The sequence below is a fragment of the Kiritimatiellales bacterium genome, assembly GCA_041656295.1.
In the GTDB taxonomy this organism is placed as follows: Bacteria; Verrucomicrobiota; Kiritimatiellia; order Kiritimatiellales; family Tichowtungiaceae; genus Tichowtungia.
Genome location: JBBADV010000021.1, coordinates 1 through 25253 on the forward strand (window position 1 = coordinate 1; position 25253 = coordinate 25253).

Consider the following 25253-nt stretch of genomic DNA (forward strand, 5'->3'; position numbering starts at 1 on the left):
CGGACTCATTCCGCTGCAAACGTATCTGCGCGACAGCCGCGCTATGGTGCAGCGATTCACACAAATCGCAGAGAAATTCTGCACGCAGAGCCGCAAAAAAAGGGTTTAACCGCAGATGTAAACGGATGAAGCCGGATTTTTTACCGCCGGGAAATGTGAGGCGGACTTTCCAGTCTGCCTTTGAGCAGGCAGGAATGTCTGCCCCACCATCCAGTCTGCCTTTGAGCAGGCAGGAATGCCTGCTCCACCTTTTTTAGCGGGCTTTGCGCGGGAGAAATTCTGCACGCAGAGGCGCAAAGAAAAAGAGATTTTAACCGCAGATGTAAACGGATAAAGCCGGATTTTTTACCGCCGGGAAATGTGAGGCGGACTATCCAGTCTGCCTTTGAGCAGACGGGACTGTCTGCTCCACCTTTTTTTAGCAGCTTTGTGCGGGAAAATTTTTATAGTATGCATCGAATAACTGCCGGTAGTGCGGACTTGTTTCGAAAATCCCGCCGGAGCAGTTATAAAAATCATCATCCAGCTCAAACAATCCCTGCCACACCTCCATCCACGGTGCGCCGTGACGCGGGTGCCGGGTTTTCATCTGTTCCCAGTGTTTATAATTCTGAAATCCGTTGCTCTCCAGCACCCCGGTCTTCATGCCCGGCAGCGGCGCCAGCCGCGCGGCGACATTTTTATTCCAGTCCACCAGAACCGGGTTCACCGTTAAATCGGCGCAAAAACACGGAACATCGCGCTCATGTGCCAGCTGCGCGATTTTTAAGCTCATGCTCATCGTTTTAGCAATCGGCTTTAAGGCGATCGCGCCGTAGCCCGCTTCAATCCGTTCCAGAGAGTGATGATCAGAGTGTGCGCTTTCGTCCGCCGCCAGTCGTACCGGCAGATCGGACACATCTTCCAGATATTCTTCCGGAAACGGCTCCTCCACAATCAGAATACGATCCAGCGCGCCGATAGAATCCGCATAATCGAGCAGACGCTTTAAATGCTGTCTGGAGTGATACCGTCCGTTGGCATCCAGATAATACGGAATCCGCCCGCTGTCCGTGAACGGCGTCTCGCGGTGTTTGAGCAGTTCATGAATCTCCGCCAGCCGGCGCTGATCCCACGCCAGCATTTTTTCCTGACAGCCATCGCCCTCCGGATCGCTGCCGATTTTGATCTTCAGAAAAAAATATCCTTCATCCACCATCCGGAGAATATCTGCCGCCGGCACGCCGTAACTCACCAGTGGAATGGCCGCAAGCTGCCGGCGCCGGCCGTGCAGCGCCGGACGCATCGTTTCAGGAATCATTTCATCGAACGTTTTGATTCCAGCCGTTGACGCGTACAGCTGCCACGCTGCGTTATCCACCGCCACCAGCGCATTCAGCGCAAACGTCATACGCAGATCTTTTTTGCCGGTAATGCCTTTCCCGTATTCCCACACCGGCTCCAGCAGCTGATCGATCAGCTCCACCGGCGTTTTAAATGAAATGGATTTGGAAAGTTCCAGTGCATGCGCTGTCATGCGGTACATCAGTTCATTGCCGGCGGCTTCATCGAATGATGCAAACACATCCGCATCCGACCACAGCGTACTTTGCGTTCCGAGTCCGAGTCCTTCATCGCCGGAATTTTTCAGCAGCACAACCGTCTGCCACAGCTCACTCAAGCTGTTTCCTTTAAATCCGAACGGCGCGTTGAGCGGTTCGCGCTCAACCGTACTGAATGCGTCACTGATTAACATCATCGCTTCTCCTGCGCCGGAATGTTACTGCGCGGCGAAAAATTCTTTGGCGGTTTGATCCAGCGGTAGCGCAACCTCTTTCCCGGTGGCCGCCGACATCTGCGCCGCCCAGCCGATCCCGCCGATCACGGATGAATTCACAAATCCCAGCGGAGATTTTTCTCCGGATTTAACGCATTGAATAAAATGGTCTACGCATGCGCCGGTCTGATGTTCAATCACATCGCCGCTGTCCGGCGTGGTCGAATCGTCCGGCCAGACAAGCGCTTCGCAGCCTTCCGCGCGGCAGCGTTCGCGGTCGAGCGGATAGATCCATTTTCCGCCGGTGCCGGATTCCGACCAGTACCGGATCTTCTGCGCCCGGTCCAATTGCGAATCAAAGATGAAACCGCCTTTTGTGCCGAACAGATTATGATAGGCATCATACCCGTTGCCGTTGTCGATATTGCCGAAACAGAATCCGGCGGCGCCGTTATCAAAACGGATTACAATGTTCCAGACCGGATCCACTTCGAATCCGCGCACTTTGGCCGGCATTGATGTAGCATATACGCCGACCGGTTTCGCCTGCGACGCCATTGTATGCACGATCATGGAGATGGAGTGATTAATCCCCATGCTGATGGCATCGCCCATAATCTCTTTTTTCAGTTTCCACACCTTGTCGCCCTGGATATTTACCGGATGGCGGTAGTTGATCTGAATCTGGGTGATCTGGCCGAACTCATTCTCCGCCACGCGGCGGCGGATCTGCTCTTCGAGCGTATCGAAATAGAGAATATAATCGACGAAGGTAATCAGCGCCGGATTGGCTTTTTCGAGCTCAATCTCTTTGCAGAAATCGGCATAGGCCGTCGCCGCCGGTTTTTCGCAGAACACATGCTTGCCGGCTTTCATCGCCGCAATCGCCTGCGGGCCGTGAAAACCGTTTGGACTCACCAGCCACACCGCGTCGACTGCCGGATTATTTACAATCGTTTCATACTCCTCCGTCAGCAGCTCCGCCGGCAGATTCAGCTCCTTTAAAACCTCCAGGCCGCGCTCACGGTTCTTCTCCAGCAGCGCGAGCACCTCCACATCGTCGCGCTCCGTCAGACGGCGCAGCTGCACCGAACCCATCCAGCCTGCACCCACAAAGCCGATTCCAATTTTTTTCATAACCCTCTCCTGCTTATATTTAAAAATTTTCTCTGCATCATTTCTGCAATACATAAATCAGAACATGCTTTCCCCGTTACCGTTTTTCGAGCCGTGATGCGGCGGCATTATCCAAAAACAGATGACAGTCGGGATGCTGCTGTAGAATGGATGCCGGATGATGATTTGAAACCGCACTCTTCAGACAGTCTTTCACCGCCTGCGCTTTCCGTTCATCGGGCACCGTACAAACAATGCGGCCGGCTTTCATAATCTGCCGGATACTGATTGTAAGTGCGCAGCGCGGAACATCGTCCAGTGTTTTAAACCAGCCCTCACCGAGCTGCTGGCGGCGGCACGCTTCGTCCAGCTCGACCATCAGATAGCTGCGCTCTGTTTCAAAATCAGCCGGCGGATCGTTAAATGCCAGATGTCCGTTTTCACCAATGCCGCACTGTACAACATCGACGTACTTTTTTGAAATCAACGCTTCAAGCCGGTCGCATTCCGCCTGCGGGTCGGGGGCGGAACCGTTAACATAATGAAACGTTTTGAGCGCCGGGACACGGCTGACAAATCGTTCGCGCAGATATCGCCGGAAACTTGCCGGATGATTATCACCGATGCCGATATATTCATCCATGTGAAAACAGGTGACTTTTGACCAGTCGACCGGTTTTTTCACCAGCGCATTCAGCACTTCAAACTGACTCGCGCCGGTAGCCAGAACCATGCAGGCTTCGCCGCGACGCGCCAGCGCCTGCTGCAGTTTTTCAGTCGTAACAGCTGCCGCTGCCGCACCCATTTCCGCTTTTGTTTTATAAATATTAATTTCCATTGCTCACTGTTCCTCTGTTTTTATTCAACGCGGCCATCGTCGGTCTCATCACGTTTGGCATGCTTCAGCCCGAAGCAAAGTTCAATTGTATTTCTGACTGCGCCGGCACCGAACCAGACCAGTGTGATCACCGCCATGACTCCATAGAGATAAATACTCCATTTGTGTATAGTGACCCAAAACGCATCGCTGCGGACAGAAATCAGGTTGACGATAATGCACCCCAGATAAAAAAACGTCCAGCCAAACGACCAGATGATGGTGAACAAATAGATGATTTTATCACTGCGGGTAAACTCATTTGTGATCAGGAAAACCGCTTTCCAGCCGCGCGCGGTGGATACATCCGGCACATCCGCTGTGGCATACTGTTTCCGGTGCAGCAGCTTATCCATGTTATACTCTTTGCGGCCGGCCAGTGAGACAAGCACATATCCGGCAATGGATACAAGCATGGCAAACAGCCACAGCACCCGTCCGTTAATTCCTCGAATGAAATAGAAAATCTGCGACGGCAGTGAGCCGTTCAATGGAAGGTGGCTTCCGGGCGCCGGAGAAAGCTGTATGCTTTCCAGCTCCGCCGGCCATTGCACCGCCGGCGCATTCACGATCGGCGGACGGGTGCCGTATGCATAAAATGCGGTGCCGTCCGCCTCTCTGCCGTCCGGCAGCACGATTGAAACACGCACGCTCTGCCACTCCTCCTGCCGCCAGAATTCAAGCGTATGAGTCCCGCCGGAAACCGGCATACCGTTGATCAGAACAGAGCTTCCAGCGGGGGCATCAATCTGAAGCACTGTTTTCGCAAAAGGCACCTGCTGCAGCAGAATTGCACCGCCGGAGAGAAAACTGCCGAGCAATAGCGCAGTCCATGCACCGGCGGTTGTGCCGCGCTTCCAGTACAGTCCGCCGATAATGCAGGCGCCTGCGCCGCCGAGGAAGATTGAGCCGGTAATCGCCATGAACATCAGAATATACTGCGTCTGCCGGAACAGCAGACTGAACAGATAGGCAAACAGCGCGACACCGAAAATCGACCAGCGCAGCGCTTTCAGATGTCCGGTCTGGGACAGCGGTTTTTTCCGCAGCGGCAGGACTACGTCCTGAATAAAAATACTGCCCCATGAATGGAGATATGTATCATCGGTGGTGATCGCCATAGAAAAAATTACAGCGACAAAACAACCGAGCAGCCCCACCGGCAGAATTGTGCCGACAATCAGCGGCACGGTCATCTGTTTTTGAACCGCCGGATTCATAATGCTGAAGATCCGCTCGCCGGCCGCTCCGCTGATTCCGGCAAAATCGGGATGATGCATCACAGTATATGCGACCATCGAAATAAACATCACAATCATCATGATATTGTTCTGGCGCAATGCGCCGAGAACACCGGCCATCCGCGCTTCATGCGGTGATTTGGCGGCGGCGTTATAGCCGCTGGTTCCCTGCCAGGCCAGACGCGAATAGAATGAGCCGAAAATTCCGATCAGATAAAACCAGATATTAAAATCGCGAACTTTTGATGTTTTAAACGGATTGACCATGGAGTTGGTTTCCTGATTCGCCGCTGCCGCAAATGCTTCGCTGATCTGTTCCCAGCCGCACAACCGGAATAAATAGATGCCAATGGTCAGAAAAAGAACCATCATCATAGCGCCCTGAATGGCATCTGTCACCATGATTCCGACCTGCCCGGCACGCAGTGTAATCCACAGCGCCATTCCCATTAAGAACGCCATAATGACCGCATAGGACAACGAAATTGTTACAGGTCCTAACAGAACCGGACATTCCGGAATACCGCAGACATAAATTAAAAACCGGGCGGTCACCGACGGAAAAATTGCATAGTTAAGTGTTCCGGAAACAAAGGCCAGCAGTCCGGCAAAAATACGGAAACGACGGCTGTAGCGCTGCTCAAAAAACTGTGCAATGGTCAAGGAACGCGTCTGCCGGTAGCGGTAAATCACCCATCCGGACAGCGCCATCAACACCCAGAACGGCATATTCAATACGCTCCACCAGGTGGCGCCCCAACCGGAAAAATACTGGGACTCCCAGATTGCAATAATTGAAATGGCGCCGATCTGTCCCATCTCACCCGCCATGGTAAGCAGATAACGCCCGGCCATGCGGTTTCCGGCAAGATAATCCGACACTGAAACGACATACTGCTTTATATAAAGCACCAGCCCGGCGACAATTGCCAGAAATCCGCCCAGAACAACCCAGTCTAAAACCTGCATATATATTACAAATTATCCCTAGTTATTGATTATATATAATCCCAGCCGTTTAACGACAAAATCTCTCAAATTTATATCGTCAAAACTCATTGTGGTTCCATTAAGCTGGGGCGACCAGCACATCCGGACATTGCCGGCTCCGGCATTGCTGTCCTGTACCGTTGTTTCATGTGTATACGATCCGACAGTAATTTTCTGCCGCATTTTTTCAGTGTTATCAATATAGACTATAAATTCCGCAGAATACCATTCGTCCGGCTCAAGGTTCCCGAGTGTTATATAATTTGAAGAGCTGGTAATTCCGCCGGTTAATGTATTGTACACCTGTGCACGCGGTTTGTTTGATGCATAATTGATAATCAATCCGGCAAACCCGCCGGCCGCCGCACCCGTATCCAGATAAATAAACATTTTATTTCCGGCGGAATCCGGTGTTGCGGAGTCCACAAAAAATCTGAACGCCCAGCGATAATTTTTTCCGGAAGATAACGTCAAGGGTGTATTCGGCGCATTTGCAGAAGAATAAACATTAGCGCCTGAAGCGGTTCGTGCCATACTGACATATTTATTGCCGTTGGTTTCCACAACCCGCGTAGAAATATTTGCACTGATCGACCAGCCGCTGCCGGATGACAGCGCTCCGACCGCATACCCTTCGAAATTCTGATTTATATAATCCGCGCCGGATACCGTCGAAAAACAAAGGAGACCGCCGAATGCAACAAGAACTTTCCGTGTGAACAGACCTTGTAAATGTTTCATATAAATCCTTTATTTAATCGATTAATGTTAATTAAATAAAAAATCACCGGCTCATGACCTTTTTAGAACCGGTGAGTTTAAATTTACGGAACTGAGATTGTTTTCAACTGTAGATTATCGAACAGCATGGTTGTACCATCAATCTGCGGTGACCAACCCATGCGCACGTTACTCCCGGGAGCAAACGCCGCGCCGCCGGTCTGCGGGCGAACGGTATGTGTATTCGAACCGATCGTCACGTCATATCCGACTTTCCCTTTTTCAATCGTAATTAACACTTTTGCATCGTACCATTGATCCATATCGATCTTGCAAAGCTGCCGGTAACTGCTGAAACCGGTAAACGGTGCATTCAGTGCATCATAGGCATACGCACTCCAGCCGCGACTGGCATCAAAGCGGATAAGCAGACTTGCAAACACTCCGGTCGTCGCGCCGGTATCCAGAAAAATAAACATGCTGCTGCCGCTTGTTTTCGGTGAAGAAGAATCCACATAAAACGAAAAACTCCATTCATATTTTCCGTTTTCCGCCAGTAGCAAACGGCGGTTTGAACCGCCCGCGGAAGTATACGTCACCGCGCCGGACGCATTCCGCTTCATCAACAGTGCCTTTTGATCGCCGGAAACCGGATCGTTTACAATCTCGACATCAATCGTTTTTCCGACCGACCAGCCCCGTCCGGTATTTAATACGCGGGGCATATCGTCTTCAAAATTATTGGAAATATGAATAATTTCGGCAGAAAACCCGGCTGTTCCGGCCAGTAAAACCAGCGCTAAAGAAAAATGAATCATCTGTTTCATGCATATTCTCCGTAAAAATTAAACTTTCGCCTAAAAAAAGTCCGGCCAGATCCCGACCGGACTTTTTATAATTGCAGGCCGGTTATGATTTATGCAATTTGCGCCATACCAGTGCAACGAGACCTGAAATTGCAAACAAACCCACCGTCGCCGGTTCAGGCACTGTCTGCAGCAGAATATTATCATATGAAATAAGGGCTCCATTCATCTGAGGCGACCAGCCCATCCGTACCGCATCCGACGTTAAGAGACTTGCCTGTGATGCAACAGCAAGTGAATCAGTTCCGACTGTAACATCATATCCGATATGACCGGTATCGCCATCCGTCCAGATATCAAAAGAAACATTATACCACTCGTCTACATCAATTGTTGTTAAAAGCGTATTGTTCGCCGATGCCGTATAGCTATCACTTAGATTATTATAAACATATACATTGAACCCGCTGGCTTCCTTGCGAAGGAAAAGACTGGCGAATGTTTTTCCGCTACCGGAATCTAAATAGATATATGTTACAGAGCCAGAAGCTGTTGGAGTAGATGGGTCTATACAAAAATCGAAACTCCATTTATATTCGCCGCTCTTCGTCGTATCAATATTTAGTGCCGTATTCCCGCCCATAGCACTCGTATACGTAACTGCGCCGGGTCCAGTACGACCTATTGTCATGTATTTATCGCCGCTTTCTTCCTCGATTTCAACATTGAGGTTAGCACTATTTAAACCTCCCCACCCACTGGGATTCGTATTGATTGTCCCTGTTGTAAAACCGCTGAAGTCCTGATCAATATGAGTCACAACCGACGCATACGTCAACCCCGCGAATCCGGCCAGTGCCGCGATAATTAATATACTTCTTCTCTTTTGCATACCCTGCTCCTTCCTGTTTTTGTTTGGTACCCGCATCACACACTTGTGTGATTTCAATCGATTAATAATTAAATAAAGCTCTCGGCGAAAAAACGCAAGCATTTATTTCTCATAAAATTTTCTACCCGCACACAGCGGCTAATTCCGGCTTCTGATTTTCGTTTGCAAGCGAAGTGTCTTTCTGCCCAAACACCACCCGCGCAAGTGCTGCCGCGCGGGGGTTATTCGGATCGCACACATAATACGGAGCCTCCCAGCAGATCAGTTTTTTCGCATAGGGTGCGGCCGCATTAATTTGCGCTGTAACCCGGTCGGGATCGGCGGTGATGCTGTGATTCAGCTGCATGACATTTTCACCCCGTTGAAAAACTTCAATGTTTGACCAGAATGTAATTTTCCGTTCGCGACAGACATCCGCCCACGCTTTATACATGGCTTCGGCATGACGCAGCCGGCTGCCGCAGGTGCCGATGGAATCCTGCGGCGCAAGAATATCCAGCGGAACGCCGTCCAGTGTTTCCAGCCAGCTGGCTTGCATCTCCTGCTCTTTGCCGGGAAAATATTTTGTGCCCGGCGACATCATAATCTGTAACCCGGCATCGACACTTTTAATGTGTTCGAAAAATCCCCGGTAAATCCGGTTCAGGCGGCTGATTTTATTCCGGTCGTATGAACCGGTGTAGGCGGTTTCCGATGAAAAATAAAATCCATGGAATTCCTGCCGGTATTTCATAAGCTCTGTCAGGCAGTTGACGCACGCCTGCTCTTCGCGTTCCATAATTTCCGGCGCAACCTGATCGCTCAGACCGGTGGTTGAGCCGTAACCGCCGAGAAACATGCGGATGTTTTCCGCGCCGGCGGCTTCCAGCATCGGTTCCACCACGTTCCAGGTTTTGTACGCGCTGAATTTCTGCGACGGATAATAGCATTCGCGCAGTTCATTCCAGATGGCGGCCTGAAAAATCGCGGTGTCAATTCCCAGCAGTTTAAACTGCCGGAACATTGCGCGCCACTCAGCCACACCCCAGTGAAGCGCCGGTCGCCCGAAATAGTTCGGAGCATGGGCATAAATAAACGCGCCGGTAATATTCATCCGCTGCGGCTGCGATCCGAGCGTTTGCAGAAACTGCAGGTTATCCTGATTCGCTTCACGGTTCCGCACACCGCAAGAATCCTGCGCGCGCTGACTGGCCATGAAAATTTTAAAATCTTCTACATCAATAATATCATACATACATGTCCCTGGGGTTATCTCTCCGGTTTTATTCCTGACAACATTTCGCGGCATTTTTTACGGCGGTTTTCCACTGCTCTTCCGGCGCGGTGAATAATTGTGTCGACATCCTGAAATTGTCTGACCGGCCGGCCGGCATCATTTCGCCGGCGTACGGTTGAAAATAATGTTTGCGGAACGAGGTGTGGTCATGAATCGCCTGCTTGATTCCTTTACCCGGCAGAGTGTCCGGCGGGAACTGCATCAGAATGACCAGACCGTTTTCCGGCACATACAGCGCGAGCCAATGCAAATCCTGTTTTACTTCCCATTTCGCCGTACTGGAAAGTTCACCGTCAATCACATCGCCGGCAACGGTTTCCGCCAGCCAGTATTTGGCATCCGGCGTCCAGCAGTGCATAAAGGCGTAACCGGTTTGAATAAACTGACCGGAAGCGAATGTCAGCACGGCCTCTTCCTGAATGACGCCGTCTTCGACAATAATTTTTGAAGCGAGCCGGACATCGTGCAGCCGGCTCTCTTTGATGAGTTCCAGCCGTTTGCCGGAAATTTCCTCCTTAGCGGCAGGCATTTTTTCAAGCATCACACCGTCGACCTGCACTGAAATTTTATCGACTTCTTCGCGTCCGCCCTCGCGATGCCCTGTGCCGATCCATTTATACTCGCCGGGATGAAATACCAGTCCCCAGTTTCCGCGGTAAACACCGGCTTCAATCTTGCCGAGTTTTACATCATCAATTGTATAGGCCCGTTCCGGCGCAAACCGTACGGATAAATCGCCGCTGCGGAATGTCACCGCCACGGAATGATTACCGACGAACACGCCCGCCAACAGAACCGGCACCGTTTGTTTAATTGTTTTTTGAATGCATTTCATCGTTTGACTATTTTAATTTTTATTGTAACCGCGAATAACCGCGAATGAACGCAAATGAAAAGACCAGTGTAATGTTGATTCTACGAACAAACTCTGGCTCATCGAATCGGTGCTACAACAATTTTTCTTTTTGTGAGTTTTGTGCATTTTTGCAGTCATACATTTTTTAATGCTCTTTTGTCATTTGCGCGGTTTTAATGACGTCCTCTTTCCACCGTTCCGGTTTGACGCGAACACCCTGAATCTTCATTGCAAAAGAGTATTTTTCACCGGCGTGCAGTGTTTCACGGGAAAACGGCTGATAATATAACTTGTGATATTGATGCGTCGCAAGATCCTGGAGAGCATGCCCGATATCTTTGCCCGGAAGATTTTCCGGTGAATAGGACGCCAGCATCGCCACATTCATTTCCGGTTCATAAACAGCGACCCACGCAACAGATTCTTTTCGCAGTATTAATCCCTGAGTATCAAAAATACCTTCAATTAATTCACCGGATTCATCCTGAGCCATCCATTCTGTAGTGGTCGGTGCCCAGCACACCATAAACGCATACCCTGTCCAAACAGATGTATCTTCGTCAACATTTAGATTAAGATACCGCTGAATGCCGGTCGGAGTGATTATTGTCCGCTGCATAACCGATATGCCGCGAATTTTTGATTTAGTGATAAATTCTCCGGTTTTCAGCACGTTTATCTCCGCCGGTGCCGGTGCCGGAATTTCAACGCCGTCAACAATCAATTGCATTGATATAATTTTTTCGGTGGCATTGCCGGCACTGTCTTTATTGTTTCCACCGACAAATTTCATATCGCCGCCGTGAAAAATAAAACCGTAGTTGCCGTTGTTTAATCCGATGCGCTGCCCCTGAAAAACGATCTGCTCCAACGCATAGGAATAACGCGGTGAAAAGCGGGCCGAATAATCACCGGCGGCCAGACTGAATGCACCGTAAACTCCGGTTGACGCGGCGGAATCCGCCGCGCCGTTTCCGGCAGCAGATATGCCGGCGGCAAACAGTGCGCACAGCACTGGCCGCCGGATACTGCTGATGAAATTATGCCAGCCGGAGTTTTTCATCGGTTCCACCGCATCAATAATTAATTTTCAGCGCGACATAATCGTTACGCGGAATATTGAGTTCAACAGACTTTCCGTTAAGCGGAATCTGCGTCCGGGTTTCTGCATTCCGGACGGAGGACACCGCCAGATCGCCGAAATTGATTTTCACTTTTTCACCGGTACGGTTCAGATTGGAAATAATCGCCAGAATTTTTTTATCGTTTTTATAATACCCGACGACAACATTTTCTTTATCGGCAGTAATTGCATCGTCTGCCCAGTACGGAATAAATTCCACCGCTTTATCGGTGATGCCGAATTCTTCTCTGAACCGCCAGGTTTTCAACACTTCTTCACGGTTGCAGAACAGCGGCCAGATGGCCATATCCGCCTGCATAATCCGTGAAAGCATATCGCGGGCCGTCACCGGATTCGCCATCAGGCCTTTGTCAAATTTCAGACAGGGCAGCCAGACCATCACCGCACCCCACTGCCCGTGGAAACATTCCGCACGAACCCGATCCATCGGCAGTGCATAGCTGTAATAATAAACCATTTCTTCCGGTTTGTCCGACGGCGGCAGAAATTCCGGATTCCTGCTTTTAAAATATCCGTCATAATACTGCTCACCAATCAGCATACCGGTATACATGCTCAGCGATTGCATTGTGTGCGTGGCGGAACAGTGTGCAACCGAAGCCGGCGTTTCACCATTCGCTTTCCACATATTATAGGTCATCCGCTTGATCATATTACGTGAACCGATCTGCTCATAGGTCGGACGCCGGGTTCCGTCGAAATCATCATACCCACCGCCGGAAACTGCGCGCGTGTTCGGAATCGGCTGAGTTTCATCCATGTAGACACCGTCCATGCGACCGAAAACCTTGGCCCATTCTGCGGCGCACCAGACAAGATAATCACCCCACTCCGTGGTCGTACATGCACGAATCATCTGCCGTGATCCACCGCCGGGACGTCCGGGTTCGGTCGCCCAGTGTTCGCGCATAAAATCAGCATCCGGCTCCTCTTTATCGCCGTCTTTCAGAATTGCGTGCAGCCGCGTCCAGTACGGAATAATTTTCCGGTGTTCCTTATGATCCCATTTTACCTTGTCGCAGACTTTATCAATATTCAGCGCGCGCGTCGGGTCCGGATCATGAATCATCCAGCGCCATTCATCCGGCCAGTAAATCAGTTGATTCCCGCGTGTTTCGCCCTGCATAGAGTCGTATTGCGCCGAATAGGTCCAGCCGCGCCAGCCGTCCGGCAGCGGTTTCACCGGCGTTGCCATCATTCCAAAGCGAATCGAAATTTCTTCGTTATTTTTCAGCGGCAGCGCTTTGGCGATCATATCAATTTTAAGATCAACCCGTCCGTCAGCGTAACGTTCCGCACGAATAGAATTTTCACGTTCTTTCGGCCACCAGTATTGATCGGACTCGGTGAACCAGAGCATTCCGTGACTGTTATTGCCGATCCATACCGTTGTTTTCAAGCCGCTCTCAAATACCGTTCCCGCCTTGCGTGACAGTTCACGCGAAAAAGAGTGTTTCACCAGATCCTGCGATTCATAAGCCACTGGCGCGCCGACATAATGAATCATATCCGCCGCATTTGCGGTGAAAGGAATATTCAATTCCAGCCGGTCTAAGACACCTTTCGGTTTCAGCGCCAGATCGCACCAGATTACACCGTCATATTCGATGGTGTAGGTCAGCGTCACGTCCGCCGCTTTTGCGGACGCTTTGCGAACCAGCACAAGACGGCCGGCTTCCTTTGAAACCACTTCCGGCACCGAAAATGAAATCTGTTCTTTTCCAAGCAGAAAACTTACCGGCGCTGACAGCACTTCTGCACCGGCGGAAACTACTGAACCCAGCGCGCCGGCACCGGAAACGGAATACTGACGACCCCACGTGCCAACGTTACCCTGCTCATACTGCACCGGCGTCCACGGCGGCAGAACAACATCGCCGTTTAATGCTTCAAGACCGAGCTTCGGACATCCGTTTTCAAACCAGCGGCTGCGTAAGCCCACATTTTTCTCGGTGGCCGGAACGGTCGTTTTAGCAACTTCAATCTTCAAATCCGGCAGCCGGTCTTTGGCCAGTGCCGCAACTTCATTTTCATCTAACGGACGGTTGAAAATACGCACATCGCTGATGGATGTTGCTCCGTCGGCATAGCCCATGCCTTTGCCGGACGGACCGACAGTAAACAGTTTCGGCCATTTGATGTCCGCCGCAACTGACGCGCTGCCCGCTTTGCGGCCGTCAACGAACAAAGCCACTTCCTTGCCGGAATCATATGTTACAACAATATGATGCCATGATCCTTTTTCCCATTTTAACGATGATGCATCGCGCAGGAAAATTTTGTCGCCGGCTTCAGTGTATTCGAGATAAACCGCTGCGCCGGATTGTTTATATTTATAAATAAAGATTTTTCCGAAAGGCGATTTGCCGGAAACAACCGTCTGCAGAAACATGTGCATAAAATTATCATTCGGTTCCCAGTCGAACGGTTTGATAAGCAATTCAATAGAACCTGTGCTGTCCGGCAGATTTTTTACGGCATCATACTGAACGGATGCGTTTCCTGTTCCGACGAGCAGGCCGCGGATGGAATGTGACATGGTATCAAAATCGCGGGTATCTTTTGTTTCAAACAGCACTTTCCCCTTGGCAGAACCTGCGGCCTGCTGAGCATCAATGCTGTCACCGCTCCGGCAGTAATCGACACTGAACGTAATGTCTGCCGGTTTCGCCGCCGCCGCAAAAAGATTTGCAAAATTACTGAAGCTGAACGCCGTTGCCGCCATTAGAATCATTCTGTACTTCATCTCTTTTTTTCTCCTCTCAATGCCCTGATTTTTAACCCTGCGGCCGGGAAACAGCGCCGCGTTTCTAAAATTATATGAACAGATTATTCACTCAATGTCTACAATTTTATCGATTAAAATAATATTGACGATAATTCTGTGTCTGGCAGGATGTTGGCGATTTACTGAAAGGCGAAATTATGCCGGAAAAAAAATTATTCTATTTTTTGTTCACCGCCGGTGCAGTTTTTTTTACCACGTCCGGTGAAAGCCTGTACCAGACAAACGAAACGTTTCACGCTGAATATCTGCAGCAGCAGATTCATGCCGCACATGCCGCTGGCTCAACTCAGGCGGTAGTACTCCACCAGTCCACTGCAACGTTTGATATTAATCCGGTCACAAAAAAGAACGAAGGATTAAAGGTCGGCAACGGTTGCGCCTCCCTCTCCTATCAAACCGTCGGAAATCTTCCGTCCACCGCCGGCTCCATTGAGATCCGGTTTAAACCGGTGGATTGGGATGCCGCAGTGAGTGAAGACTATATGATATTTCAAACCACCACCGACACAAAGCTTGTTATTTATAAGCGAACCGTGAACGGAATTGCGGTGCATTTTACTATTAATGATTCTCCGGCGCCGGTCTTTCTTTATCGCAGTATTACCAACTGGCAGAACCATATTTTTCATCATCTGGTGTTTACTTACGATGCCGCCGGCGATGCTGTGTTATATATCGACGGAATTGAAACCGGGCGCGCTGAAATCGGCACGCCGGCTGATCCGGCAAATATTGTCTGGCCGTCGCAGTTTTCTGTTGGGCCGGCAGGCAGCTGGGGCAGAGACACCGGGCAGACTGCCATTGAGCGCGTCCGGATTTATGATGCGGTTCTAACTTCAGATCAGGTGCAATATCTGGCCGCCCAGACAGAATTCAACCGGCTTTCCGGAACATTCAGCAAATGGTTCGAGTCCGGTCGCCCGAAACTCGGACTTGCCGCACTGGATAAAGACACCGTGCTGCCGCCGTGGACTGCGGTTTCCTGGACAAACGGTACGGCGTCCTGCTGGAACCGGAATTATAATTTTTCCGGCACTCAGTTTTTAGGAAATTTAATTGCCGGCACAAACTCCCTGCTTCACGAACCGATGCTGCTCCGCATCGCTGTCGATCAGCAGGCAGGTGTATTGTCTTTCAGCGAACCTGTGATCACCGATCAGGGACAGGGACGCATCTGTTTTTCCCGCACCGGCAGTTTCGGAAATACCACCGCTTCAGTTTCCTACACATTTGAATACGACGGCTTACTCTGGTGCGATCTCACCTTAAATATTCCGGACGGTTCAGCGCTGACCGCCCTGTCGCTTGAAACTGTGGTGGAAAAAGAATCGGCGCAGTTGATGCATTACACCGGCGCGCCGCAGACCTACACGTCGCAAAATATTCCCGGAAATTCATACAGCAAAATGATTCCGGCGGACGCCGGAACTCATCATCTTTCCGGATTGAAAACCATGATGTGGATCGGAAACAACCATCACGGTTTTTTATGGTGTACGGAATCCGATCAATACTGGTGGCCGAAAGACCAGGGTAACTGTCTGTCTGTTATCCGTGACGCAGACGAAACAGTTTTATTTAAAATTGATATGGTTTCCGGCGCACTGCCGGCCAATGCACCGTCTACCATAACATACAGTTTCGGTTTAATGGCTACACCGGTAAAACCGCTGCCGGACGGATGGCGCGCATGGACGCATACCGACCAGGCCATCGGACGGAAAGGTGACCTGCGCGGCATTAATGTTTTTTATTGGCCCAGTGAATACCGCTTCATGATGCTGGATCAGGACCCTTCCCGTTATCTTAACATTGAATCAACCCGGACACGGATCTCTTCCGACCTCACAAACCCGGAACGCCGGTATATCCTTCCTTACTGGACCCGCACCAACATCCACGACGAATATGAAGAAGCGATCGGCGGTGGAAATACAAATGTTGTAACCAAAGTATTAACCGAAGCACCGCTGATAACCCGCGAATGGGCGACCTTTCCGCAAGCGAGCGGCACCATCAGAATGTCCGCTGCAACCGAATGGAGTGATTATCTGGCCTGGAGTCTCGAAGAATTCGTTAATGTGATGGGTCATGCTGACGGCACGTATATAGACGAAGTTCAACCGATTCCAAATACCCGGGCAGAATCCGGCGGCGGATATGATGCATTGGACGGAACCCGCCGTCCGACATTCGAAATTTTCGGCTCGCGCAATCTTTTCAAACGTATGACATATAACACCTGGCAGCGGAATCACGAGCGTCCCAGAGCAACCGCTCACTGTTCAGCGACACAAAGTGCACATTCGCTCAGTGCATTCGATCTCTGGCTCATCGGCGAACAGTATAACAGCGGTTATTTCTGGCAGAATCCCGAACTTAAACCGCCCGCCGGCGATCCGGTTGAAGAAATTTATTATTACAATTATGCACTGCCGATGGACCGGGTTCGCGCCGAATGTTTTCCTGATCAATGGGGCACTGTCATCGTCTGGCTTCCTCAGCTTAAAAATCAGCCGAACATTATAACCAATGTCGCCTCCACCAGAGACATGCTCTCACGGGTTCTCCAGGCGGACGTGGTGATCTGGCCGCTGTGGTGCAACTCCGCGGAAATTCACAAAACATGGACATGGAGAAAGGCATTTGATATCGGCAATACTGACATCAGCTTTCATCCGTATTGGGAGCAAACATTGATAACAATGTCGGGATCAGATACCGGTGCCGGCACAAACCTCATTGCCGGCTATTATCAAAAACCGGACGGCGACTTGCTCGCTATCATTTCAAATCTTAACCGAACGTCACAAACTGTCCGCGTAACTTTCAACAATTATCCAATAGCAAATGTAATTGACGCCGAAACAAAAACAGAAATCCCCATTGATGCTGACAACATGGTGATTTTGAATATTCTCAGAAATGACTTCAGCGTGTTACAAATCACCGCAGATAAGTCTGCCGCTCCGGTTTCATCATTTCTATTTTATATCAATTCACACCCTGCTGAATAATTCGCGGAAATTTAATTAGAGCAAATTAGGAAGAGTTATAGCCGCGAAAAACACGAAAATGCACAGATTTTTAAGTTTCTTGTGTTCTTTCGCGGTTACATTAGAAATTTCGATGCTCCAAACACTCTGAAAAACAGAAATCGTTGATACAACGGAACTGAATGGCCTGCCATGAGGTTGCGAGTGCGGCGACCGCATCGAATAGCAACCCCTACGGAAATCGAGCCCGTATTGTCAGAATGAAAACCTGGAGTCCCAACCACTGAACGAAGGGATCGTTCAAAAAAGGAGTGCGCAAGACCGCAAACCGGCGCGGCAATAAAAATTATAAAGTTTTTTATTTTAAGTTTTCGGAACAGCCGACGGGAAACTGTGAGCAGAGCAAAACAAACGTCGTAAACCCTAATCATAATGTCTTTCTGAACTCTAACGTTCGCAGTGTAACGCCGGAAAAAATTTTGCGCGCTCTTTCTTTACTTTCGTGCACCGGTTCAGGCAATCTCTCTGCCAGTTCCCGGGGTGCCCGCCTGCCTGACGGCAGGAAGTACGAATCCCGAAACCTGAAATTCGAATAATTGAAGTTTTGATGATTTGAATTTTGGATTTGTTTCGAGTTCCGTGCTTCGAATTTTAAATGTATTCGTGGTGCTGAGATAATACCCGCAGAACCTGATCCGGTTAGTACCGGCGAAAGGGAGCGACGCACCTTGCAGAACTCCCTTTTGTAAACGAGGGAGTTTTTTATGTTCATAACAGTAAACGGCGAAAGCCACGAACATTCCGGCAACGGCAGCATCACCGCCCTGCTCGGTGAACTCGGCGCCACGCCGGAACATTCCGCCGTCACCGTCAACGGCGAACTCATTTATTCTAAAAACTGGCCGGCCTGCAGGCTTTCCACCGGCGATAAAATTGAAGTGTTAACTTTTGTGGGAGGAGGATGAAAAAATCCGAAGTACGAATTACCCAAATCCGAAACAAATTCTAAAAATAAAATTAAAAATGAAAAACTTAAAACTAGGAAATGTTGAATTTAAATCTCGATTAATTCTCGGCACCGGAAAATTTTCGGACACGGAAACGATGCTGCGCGCCATTGAAGCGTCCGGTACGGAACTGGTTACCGTTGCGTTGCGGCGCTTTAATCGCGAAAAACCGGCGGATGATCTTTGCGCGCCGCTCGCAAAATTAACAAACGTTAAACTCATGCCGAACACCTCCGGCGCGATGAATGCGAAAGAAGCGATACGCGCCGCACAAATCGGGCGTGAATTGAGCGGCAGCCCGTTTGTTAAAGTTGAAATTCATCCGAATCCGCATCACCTGCTGCCCGATCCGGTGGAAACTTATTTCGCCGCCAAAGAACTCGCCGCCGACGGTTTTATTGTGCTGCCGTATATTCCTGCCGATCCGGTACTCGCCAAAAAACTGGAAGATGCCGGCTGTGCCGCCGTTATGCCGCTCGGCGCAACCATCGGCAGCGGCGACGGAATTTCCACCGCGGCCATGATTAAGCTCATCATACGCGACAGCACTATTCCGGTCATTGTCGACGCCGGACTGCGCGCGCCGTCGGAAGCCGCGTGCGCGATGGAAATGGGCTGCGCCGCGGTACTTGTTAATTCCGCCATCGCTGCCGCCGCCAATCCGGTGGAGATGGCAAAAGCATTTGCGCTCGGCGTGGAAACCGGCTTTGCCGCGCGCGCTGCAGGACTTATGCCGAAAAACACTGGCGCCGCCATTGCAACCAGTCCACTCACCTCGTTCCTCGGATAAAGAGTTGAAAGTCGAAGGTCCAATGAACACCTCAAGCGTCAATCCTCAATCGTCAATCGAAAATGCGTTAGCAACGGATTCGCCGGACGAGGAAACACTGGCGGCATTGCTTTCGCCGGCGGCGGCGGATTTCCTTGAGCCGATGGCTGCGCGCGCGCAGGCGTTAACGCGCCGGCATTTCGGACGCACGATTCAACTTTATATTCCTCTCTATCTTTCCAGCTACTGCTCCGGCGGCTGCGCCTATTGCGGTTTTGCCGCCGACCGGCGAACAGAACGTCATGCGCTTTCACTCAGCGCCGTTGAACGCGAACTGAAAGCGATTAAAGCAATGGGCTTTGAAGAAATTCTACTGCTGACCGGCGAACGCGGACCGCACGCCGATCTGGATTATCTGTGTGACTGCGTGAAGCTCGCCGCAGCCTGTTTCCACACCGTCGCAATAGAGGTTTTTCCGATGACAGAAGAGGAATACCGGCGGCTGGCAAATGCCGGCGCAGTGAGTCTGACACTTTATCAGGAAACGTATCAGCCGGAAACATACGATCAAATGCACCGCTGGGGTCCGAAAAAAAATTATCTCAACCGGCTGGAAGCGCCGGCGCGCGCGCTGTCTGCCGGTTTTCGTTTTGTCGGACTCGGGGCGCTGCTCGGGCTTTCTGATCCGCGCTACGACATGCTCGCGCTCTACCGGCACGCGCGGCAGCTGCAAAAAACATTTTGGAAATCCGGTATCAGTATCTCATTCCCTCGTATCCGCCACGAGGCCGGCGGATTCAACGCGCCGTTTCCGGTGGATGAACGACTGCTGGCGCAGATTATTTTTGCCTTCCGCATCGTGATGCCGGATGTGCCGCTGGTGCTTTCAACGCGCGAAGGACCGAAGTTCCGCGACGGCATCGCCGGAATCGGTATTAATAAAATGAGCATCGCAAGCAAAACCACCGTCGGCGGTTACAGCGGCGCCGGTTCAGATGAAGGTCAGTTTGATGTCAGCGATGATCGCGCGCTCGAACCGTTCTGTGCCATGCTCCGCAGCAAGCAGCTTGAGCCGGTGTTTAAAAACTGGGATGAGGTATATCGATGAAAATGAAAGATGGTTTTGGGCTTTATCTGGTGATGACCGATCCGGTCGCCGGTTATGAAGCGTGCGCCGCAGCGGCAGTAAAATGCGGCGTCAAATTTGTGCAGCTCCGCATGAAAAATGAACTGCCGGAAAACATCATTTCCACTGCTAAAAAAATCCGGCAGATCACGCACGGCACCGCCACGCGGTTTATTGTAAACGACGATGTTGATATTGCGATCGCCGTTGATGCCGACGGCGTTCATCTTGGGCAGGACGATATGCCGCTCGACGAAGCGCGCCGGAAATGGAATGCGCCGGAAAAAATTTTCGGACTCTCAACCCACAGTGAGGCACAGGCAGCGGCGGCCGTTGCGCTCACGCCGGATTATATCGGCGTCGGCCCCGTTTTCCCGACGCCGACCAAAGCGATTCCCGACCCGGCGCTCGGCGTTGAGCTTACCGGTAAAATTATCTGCAGCTCACCGCTGCCCTGCGTGGCGATCGGCGGACTCGACGAAACCAATCTGTCCGCCGTGCTGCGCGCCGGTGCAAAAAATTTCTGTGCCGTGCGCGCCATCATGAAAAGTCAAACGCCGGAAAATGAAATCAGAAAATTTCTCCGGCTTTTAGAGCAGTATAAATCTTAGGCCTGATTTTGTTGCGCAATATCCTGAATCACCAGTCCGGCAAGATAAAAACCGAATGTGCCGGTAATGTGAACCGTTGACCCGTTGGTCTGAGCCTCCAGTTCACTCCGTACATCGCCGGCGGCGGAAAAATCCTCCCCCGGTGCGTCCGCCGTTTCGCGCGAATAAACGCAAAGGCAGTCGCCATGCGCACCGGCGCGACGGAGTTTTTTACGCACAAACCGGGCAAGCCGGCAACCATGCGTCTTCCAGATCGAATCAATACGAATCTGCGTTGCATCCAGTTTGCATGCCGCACCCATCGCCGAAAAAAGCGTCGTACCGGATTGCATCGCGGTGGAAATTAAATCCACTTTACACGACAGCGAATCAATCGCATCGATTACATAATCAAAATCCGTCAGATGAAAACCGGTGCGCGTTTCCTGATTATAAATTTTCTGCAGCGCCGTAATTTCCGCCGCCGGGTTAATTTCCAGCAACCGCGTTTTTAATGCATCGACTTTCGACTGGCCGATCGTCAGCGTTGTCGCCGGCAATTGCCGGTTGATATTCGTTTCGGCAACCACATCATTATCAACCATCGTTAAATGTCCGACACCGGAACGGATCAGCGCTTCGGCACACCAGCTGCCGACGCCGCCGACGCCAAAAATGATGACGTGCGTTTTCTGCAACTGCTCCAGCGCCGGTTTTCCAATCAGCATTTCTGTTCGCAAAAATTTGTTTAAATTTTTGAAATCCGGAATTCGAACTTCAGATTTCATCCCCGCGCGCAGCGCGGTGGATGAGATATCTTCACGGAAAATTTCCGGCGGAATAAATGTAAACAGCGTCTCAAATCCCGGCGGCAGTTCTGCATCGTCCAGCATTTGAAATTTTCCGCTGCACAGCCTGCCAGCGATTAAAAAACGGGCAGAATTTTTTTTATAAAGCTCCCACTCTTCCGGTGCAGCGTAAGCAATCAGCCGAACAACGGTGTCGTAACCGAGCACAAATGTCGTCGCCGGAAAAAGCGTAGCTTTTTGACTGAAACGCGGTGCAGAGGTAAGCACCACCGGAATATCACGAAAATTCGCCGCGCGCTGCAAACATTCGTCCTGCTCAATGCCGGGTTTATCGGCGTTTATGCACGACAGTTCAAAGATGCCGGTGAGGCCGGTGAGTTTCCCGGCGGCGCGCAGCAGGTTAAAATGTCCCTGATGCGGCGGATTAAATGAACCGGCGAGCATCAGCCCGCGTTCAACGCCAACAGCCTGTGCAATTAAAATCAGCAGCCAGGCGCTCAGAATTTTTTCCTGCCTGGCGCGCGGCGCCGGAGAAAAATAGAGCGCAAACAATTTTTCTGCGGCGCCTGTTTTTATACAGATGAACGCGCGGTCGTCTCCGCGCCGGTTGCGATCTGTTTGCAGCGCCGCCGTAACCGCAATACCGATAGTGGCGCCGGCGTTTTTTTGTAACGCCGCTGCCGCCATTTTTTTTACAGTATCCGGCGAAACAGCATGTTCAGTTTTTCCACCGGTAAAGCTTTCAAGCGCTTCCGGTGAATATGGAATCTGCGCATTGCAAATGAAACGCGATGCGCCGGGAGTTTGCAACAGGGCATGCAGCGCGCCCGAACCGCCGCCGGCGAGAACAATCGCCGCGCAATAACCGGAGTTTAAAATCGGAATGATGGACTGATGGAATGGCGGAAGATTGAAATCATTGCCCGTTATCCCATCATCTCTTTGTTCCACTATTCCATTTTTCATTATTCCACAATTCTGACTTCGATAATTTCGATGAAATCTTTCGGCACATCGCTATGCGGACCCAGCTGTCCGGTCGGCACAACTTTGATAGCATCGACAACATCCATGCCGTCAATCACACGGCCGAAAACAGTGTAGCCCCAGCCCTGCATCGTCGGCGCGGTGAAATCAAGAAATCCGTTATCCTTAACGTTAATAAAAAACTGTGCAGTGGCGCTGTGCGAATCGGATGTGCGCGCCATCGCAATGGTGCCGCAACTGTTTTTCAATCCGTTGTTGGCTTCGTTATCCACCGGTTTCAGCGTGTCTTTCTGTTTAAATTCGCGGGTAAATCCACCGCCCTGAATCATGAAGTCGTTGATGACACGGTGGAAGATTGTGCCGTTATAATGTCCGCTTTCCACATATTTCAAAAAGTTTTCCACCGTCTGCGGTGCTTTTTTATCGTCGAGTTCAATCTTAATATCGCCTTTGGTAGTCTTCATCAGAACCGTCGTCATTTTCTTCGTCTCCTCTGTTTTTTTCTGAACAACATCATTTTCCTGCGCGTTGCAACCGGATGCCGAGATCAGCATAAGTGCCGCCAGCAGCGCGCCGGCCGGTTTTACAGTTTTGTATTTCATGCGCAAAAACCTATTGGTGTTTTGTGCCGTTGTCTATAAAGTTCCTCGTTTAATTTATAAGGAATAAAAATGAGTCAAAACGCTTCCGCCATCCTGCTGATTTCCTGCCTCGACCGGCAGGGTATCGTTTGTGCCGTTACTGAGTTTCTAAACCGGCACAGTGGAAATGTGATTAATCTGGAACAGCATACGGACAATGATGAGAACGTATTTTTCATGCGGGTGGAGTGGGACCTGAACGGTTTTGCTCTGCCGCGCGACCAGATCAGTGAAAAATTCCGGCTGATCGCCGACCGATTTGAAATGCGCTATGAATTGCACTTTTCCGACTATGTCCCGCGTATGGCGATTTTTGTATCAAAGCTGCCGCACTGCCTGCTCGATCTGCTCGCACGCTGCTATCCCGCCGAATGGAATATTTCTATTCCGCTGATCATCAGCAACCACGCTGATCTTGAACCGATTGCCGCGATGCACAATATTCCGTTTTATTGCCTGCCGGTGACAGAAAAGAACAGGACTGAACAGGAGGCAGAAGAGCAGAAACTGCTCCGGCAGTACGGTGTTGATTTTATCGTGCTCGCGCGTTACATGCAGATTCTCTCTGACGATTTCTGCCGGCAGTGGCCGGGCAGGATCATCAATATCCACCATTCATTCCTGCCGGCGTTTGTCGGCGCAAAACCGTACCACTCAGCACATCAGCGCGGTGTAAAAATTATCGGTGCAACCAGTCATTACGTCACCGGTGATCTCGATGAAGGCCCGATTATCGAACAGGAGGTCATGCGCGTTTCACACCGTGATTCCATCGGCTGTCTGATTCGCAAGGGTCGCGATCTCGAACCGCTTGTGCTGTCACGCGCCGTATGGGCGCACATTCAGAACAAAGTCCTTGTCTATAAAAACCGCACCATTGTTTTCAATTAATTATGTCACCGCGCAGTAAAATCCGTATAAAGACTGAAGCCGCCGCATCCCGGTTCTTGCTGAAGCTGATCCGGCTTTTGCCGCGCCGCGCAATTCTGGCTCTCGCCTGGACCGGCGGGAATATCGGGGTTTTGCTCGACCGCCGCGGGCGAAAAATCGGTCTGGCAAATCTGGATGTTGCATTCGGCGATTCAAAAACAACCCAAGAAAAAAAACAGATCCTCCGGCAGTCATTTGTCACCTTCGTGCGTACAACCCTGGATGTATTCTGGTTTGGGAACCGGCCGGGAAAACTTCGGCGGTATGTTGAACTCGACGACAGTATGCAGATTCTCTTCCAGGAAAAAAACCAGATCTGCATTACCGCGCATTTCGGCAACTGGGAAGTGGTCGGTCAGAGTATGGCAATGAAGGGCTTTCCGTTCAGCAGCATCGCCATGCCATTAAAAAATCCGGCGGTCGACCGTATTCTGGTTGAACAGCGCGAAATCACCGGACAGAAAATTATTCAGCGCGAAGGCGCATTGCGTAAACTGCTCGGAGTATTGCGCGCCGGCGGAAAAACCGCGTTTCTGGTTGACCAGAATACCGAAGTAAAAGACGGCGGAATCTGGGTGACCTACTTCGGACTGCCGGTGCTGAGTACGCCGGCGCCGGCGGCGCTCGCCGCAAAAACCGGCAGCGAACTTATCACCGGATTCTGCATTCCGCTGCCAAGAGGAAAATACCGTGTTTACGTTGCCGACGTCCGGCCGGCGCCGGAAAACAGCGACTCCGCAACTATTCAGAACATCACACAGAAAATTTTAACCGTCATCGAAAACGAAGTCCGTAAGGCACCGCACCACTGGCTGTGGGCCTATAAACGCTGGAAAACCGTCCTGCGCCCTGAAGATCTGCCGCATTATCCGTTTTATGCCGAATATGATCCGAAAGATTTATAATCAAACGTCACTGCACATTTGATGATCAGGC

The 25253-nt window shown here is 50.8% G+C and carries 20 protein-coding genes and 1 riboswitch; of the genes, 7 read left to right on the plus strand and 13 right to left on the minus strand.

Translation table 11 applies throughout. The annotated features are described in order from the left end of the window. Positions 1–418: 418 nt before the first annotated feature. The 11 genes from WC959_11085 to WC959_11135 all read right to left on the minus strand — a co-directional run bounded on the left by WC959_11085 (position 419) and on the right by WC959_11135 (position 14420). A complete protein-coding gene (locus WC959_11085) occupies positions 419–1738 on the minus strand; it encodes an enolase C-terminal domain-like protein (protein ID MFA5689673.1) in 1320 nt (439 codons plus the stop codon). Positions 1739–1759: 21 nt separating this feature from the next. Beyond that, positions 1760–2893: a Gfo/Idh/MocA family oxidoreductase gene (locus tag WC959_11090; GenBank protein MFA5689674.1), complete on the minus strand. Its 1134-nt coding sequence runs from the start codon at positions 2891–2893 to the stop codon at positions 1760–1762. 76 nt (positions 2894–2969) lie between these two features. Beyond that, positions 2970–3710, minus strand: a complete 741-nt coding sequence (locus WC959_11095) for a glucosamine-6-phosphate deaminase (protein MFA5689675.1) — start codon at positions 3708–3710, stop codon at positions 2970–2972. A gap of 20 nt (positions 3711–3730) precedes the next feature. Next, positions 3731–5959, minus strand: coding sequence for a hypothetical protein (locus tag WC959_11100; protein MFA5689676.1), 2229 nt, complete (start codon positions 5957–5959; stop codon positions 3731–3733). 18 nt (positions 5960–5977) lie between these two features. Continuing rightward, positions 5978–6721, minus strand: a complete 744-nt coding sequence (locus tag WC959_11105) for a hypothetical protein (protein MFA5689677.1) — start codon at positions 6719–6721, stop codon at positions 5978–5980. Between the two features lie 83 nt (positions 6722–6804). Next, positions 6805–7527, minus strand: a complete 723-nt coding sequence (locus WC959_11110) for a hypothetical protein (GenBank protein ID MFA5689678.1) — start codon at positions 7525–7527, stop codon at positions 6805–6807. A gap of 82 nt (positions 7528–7609) precedes the next feature. Then, a complete protein-coding gene (locus tag WC959_11115; protein ID MFA5689679.1) occupies positions 7610–8398 on the minus strand; it encodes a PEP-CTERM sorting domain-containing protein in 789 nt (262 codons plus the stop codon). A 121-nt stretch (positions 8399–8519) separates the two neighbouring features. Further along, positions 8520–9632 (minus strand): DUF4434 domain-containing protein, encoded by a 1113-nt coding sequence (locus WC959_11120; GenBank protein MFA5689680.1) that lies wholly within the window; start codon positions 9630–9632, stop codon positions 8520–8522. Positions 9633–9660: 28 nt separating this feature from the next. Continuing rightward, a complete protein-coding gene (locus WC959_11125) occupies positions 9661–10509 on the minus strand; it encodes a hypothetical protein (protein MFA5689681.1) in 849 nt (282 codons plus the stop codon). Positions 10510–10675: 166 nt separating this feature from the next. Next, positions 10676–11593 carry a hypothetical protein gene (locus tag WC959_11130; GenBank protein ID MFA5689682.1) on the minus strand — a complete coding sequence of 306 codons (918 nt, stop codon included), beginning with the start codon at positions 11591–11593 and terminating at the stop codon, positions 10676–10678. A gap of 13 nt (positions 11594–11606) precedes the next feature. Beyond that, on the minus strand, positions 11607–14420 hold the full coding sequence (locus tag WC959_11135; GenBank protein MFA5689683.1) for a LamG domain-containing protein: 2814 nt from the start codon (positions 14418–14420) through the stop codon (positions 11607–11609). Between the two features lie 179 nt (positions 14421–14599). Between WC959_11135 and WC959_11140 the strand changes: the two genes are divergently transcribed. The 5 genes from WC959_11140 to thiE all read left to right on the plus strand — a co-directional run bounded on the left by WC959_11140 (position 14600) and on the right by thiE (position 20971). Continuing rightward, positions 14600–17479, plus strand: a complete 2880-nt coding sequence (locus tag WC959_11140) for a glycoside hydrolase domain-containing protein (GenBank protein MFA5689684.1) — start codon at positions 14600–14602, stop codon at positions 17477–17479. Positions 17480–17984: 505 nt separating this feature from the next. Beyond that, positions 17985–18193: riboswitch (TPP riboswitch) on the plus strand. Positions 18194–18222: 29 nt separating this feature from the next. Next, positions 18223–18423, plus strand: coding sequence for a sulfur carrier protein ThiS (gene thiS, locus WC959_11145; GenBank protein ID MFA5689685.1), 201 nt, complete (start codon positions 18223–18225; stop codon positions 18421–18423). Positions 18424–18481: 58 nt separating this feature from the next. After that, positions 18482–19255, plus strand: coding sequence for a thiazole synthase (locus WC959_11150; protein ID MFA5689686.1), 774 nt, complete (start codon positions 18482–18484; stop codon positions 19253–19255). Positions 19256–19277: 22 nt separating this feature from the next. Next, the gene (gene thiH, locus WC959_11155) at positions 19278–20342 is read left to right on the plus strand and encodes a 2-iminoacetate synthase ThiH (GenBank protein ID MFA5689687.1); all 1065 of its coding nucleotides are present in this window, start codon (positions 19278–19280) and stop codon (positions 20340–20342) included. Beyond that, entirely contained in the window at positions 20339–20971 is a 633-nt protein-coding gene (thiE, locus tag WC959_11160; GenBank protein ID MFA5689688.1) for a thiamine phosphate synthase, read from the plus strand. Before thiH ends, thiE begins: the two co-directional genes overlap by 4 nt. Here thiE and WC959_11165 read toward each other — a convergent pair. Further along, complete coding sequence (locus tag WC959_11165; protein ID MFA5689689.1) at positions 20968–22725, minus strand: ThiF family adenylyltransferase; 1758 nt, start codon at positions 22723–22725, stop codon at positions 20968–20970. The genes thiE and WC959_11165 overlap by 4 nt on opposite strands. Further along, complete coding sequence (locus WC959_11170; GenBank protein MFA5689690.1) at positions 22725–23348, minus strand: peptidylprolyl isomerase; 624 nt, start codon at positions 23346–23348, stop codon at positions 22725–22727. The genes WC959_11165 and WC959_11170 overlap by 1 nt, the downstream gene beginning before the upstream one ends. A 69-nt stretch (positions 23349–23417) precedes the next feature. Between WC959_11170 and purU the strand changes: the two genes are divergently transcribed. After that, entirely contained in the window at positions 23418–24278 is an 861-nt protein-coding gene (gene purU, locus WC959_11175) for a formyltetrahydrofolate deformylase (GenBank protein ID MFA5689691.1), read from the plus strand. Between the two features lie 56 nt (positions 24279–24334). Continuing rightward, complete coding sequence (locus WC959_11180; GenBank protein ID MFA5689692.1) at positions 24335–25222, plus strand: lysophospholipid acyltransferase family protein; 888 nt, start codon at positions 24335–24337, stop codon at positions 25220–25222. Positions 25223–25253: the final 31 nt, after the last annotated feature.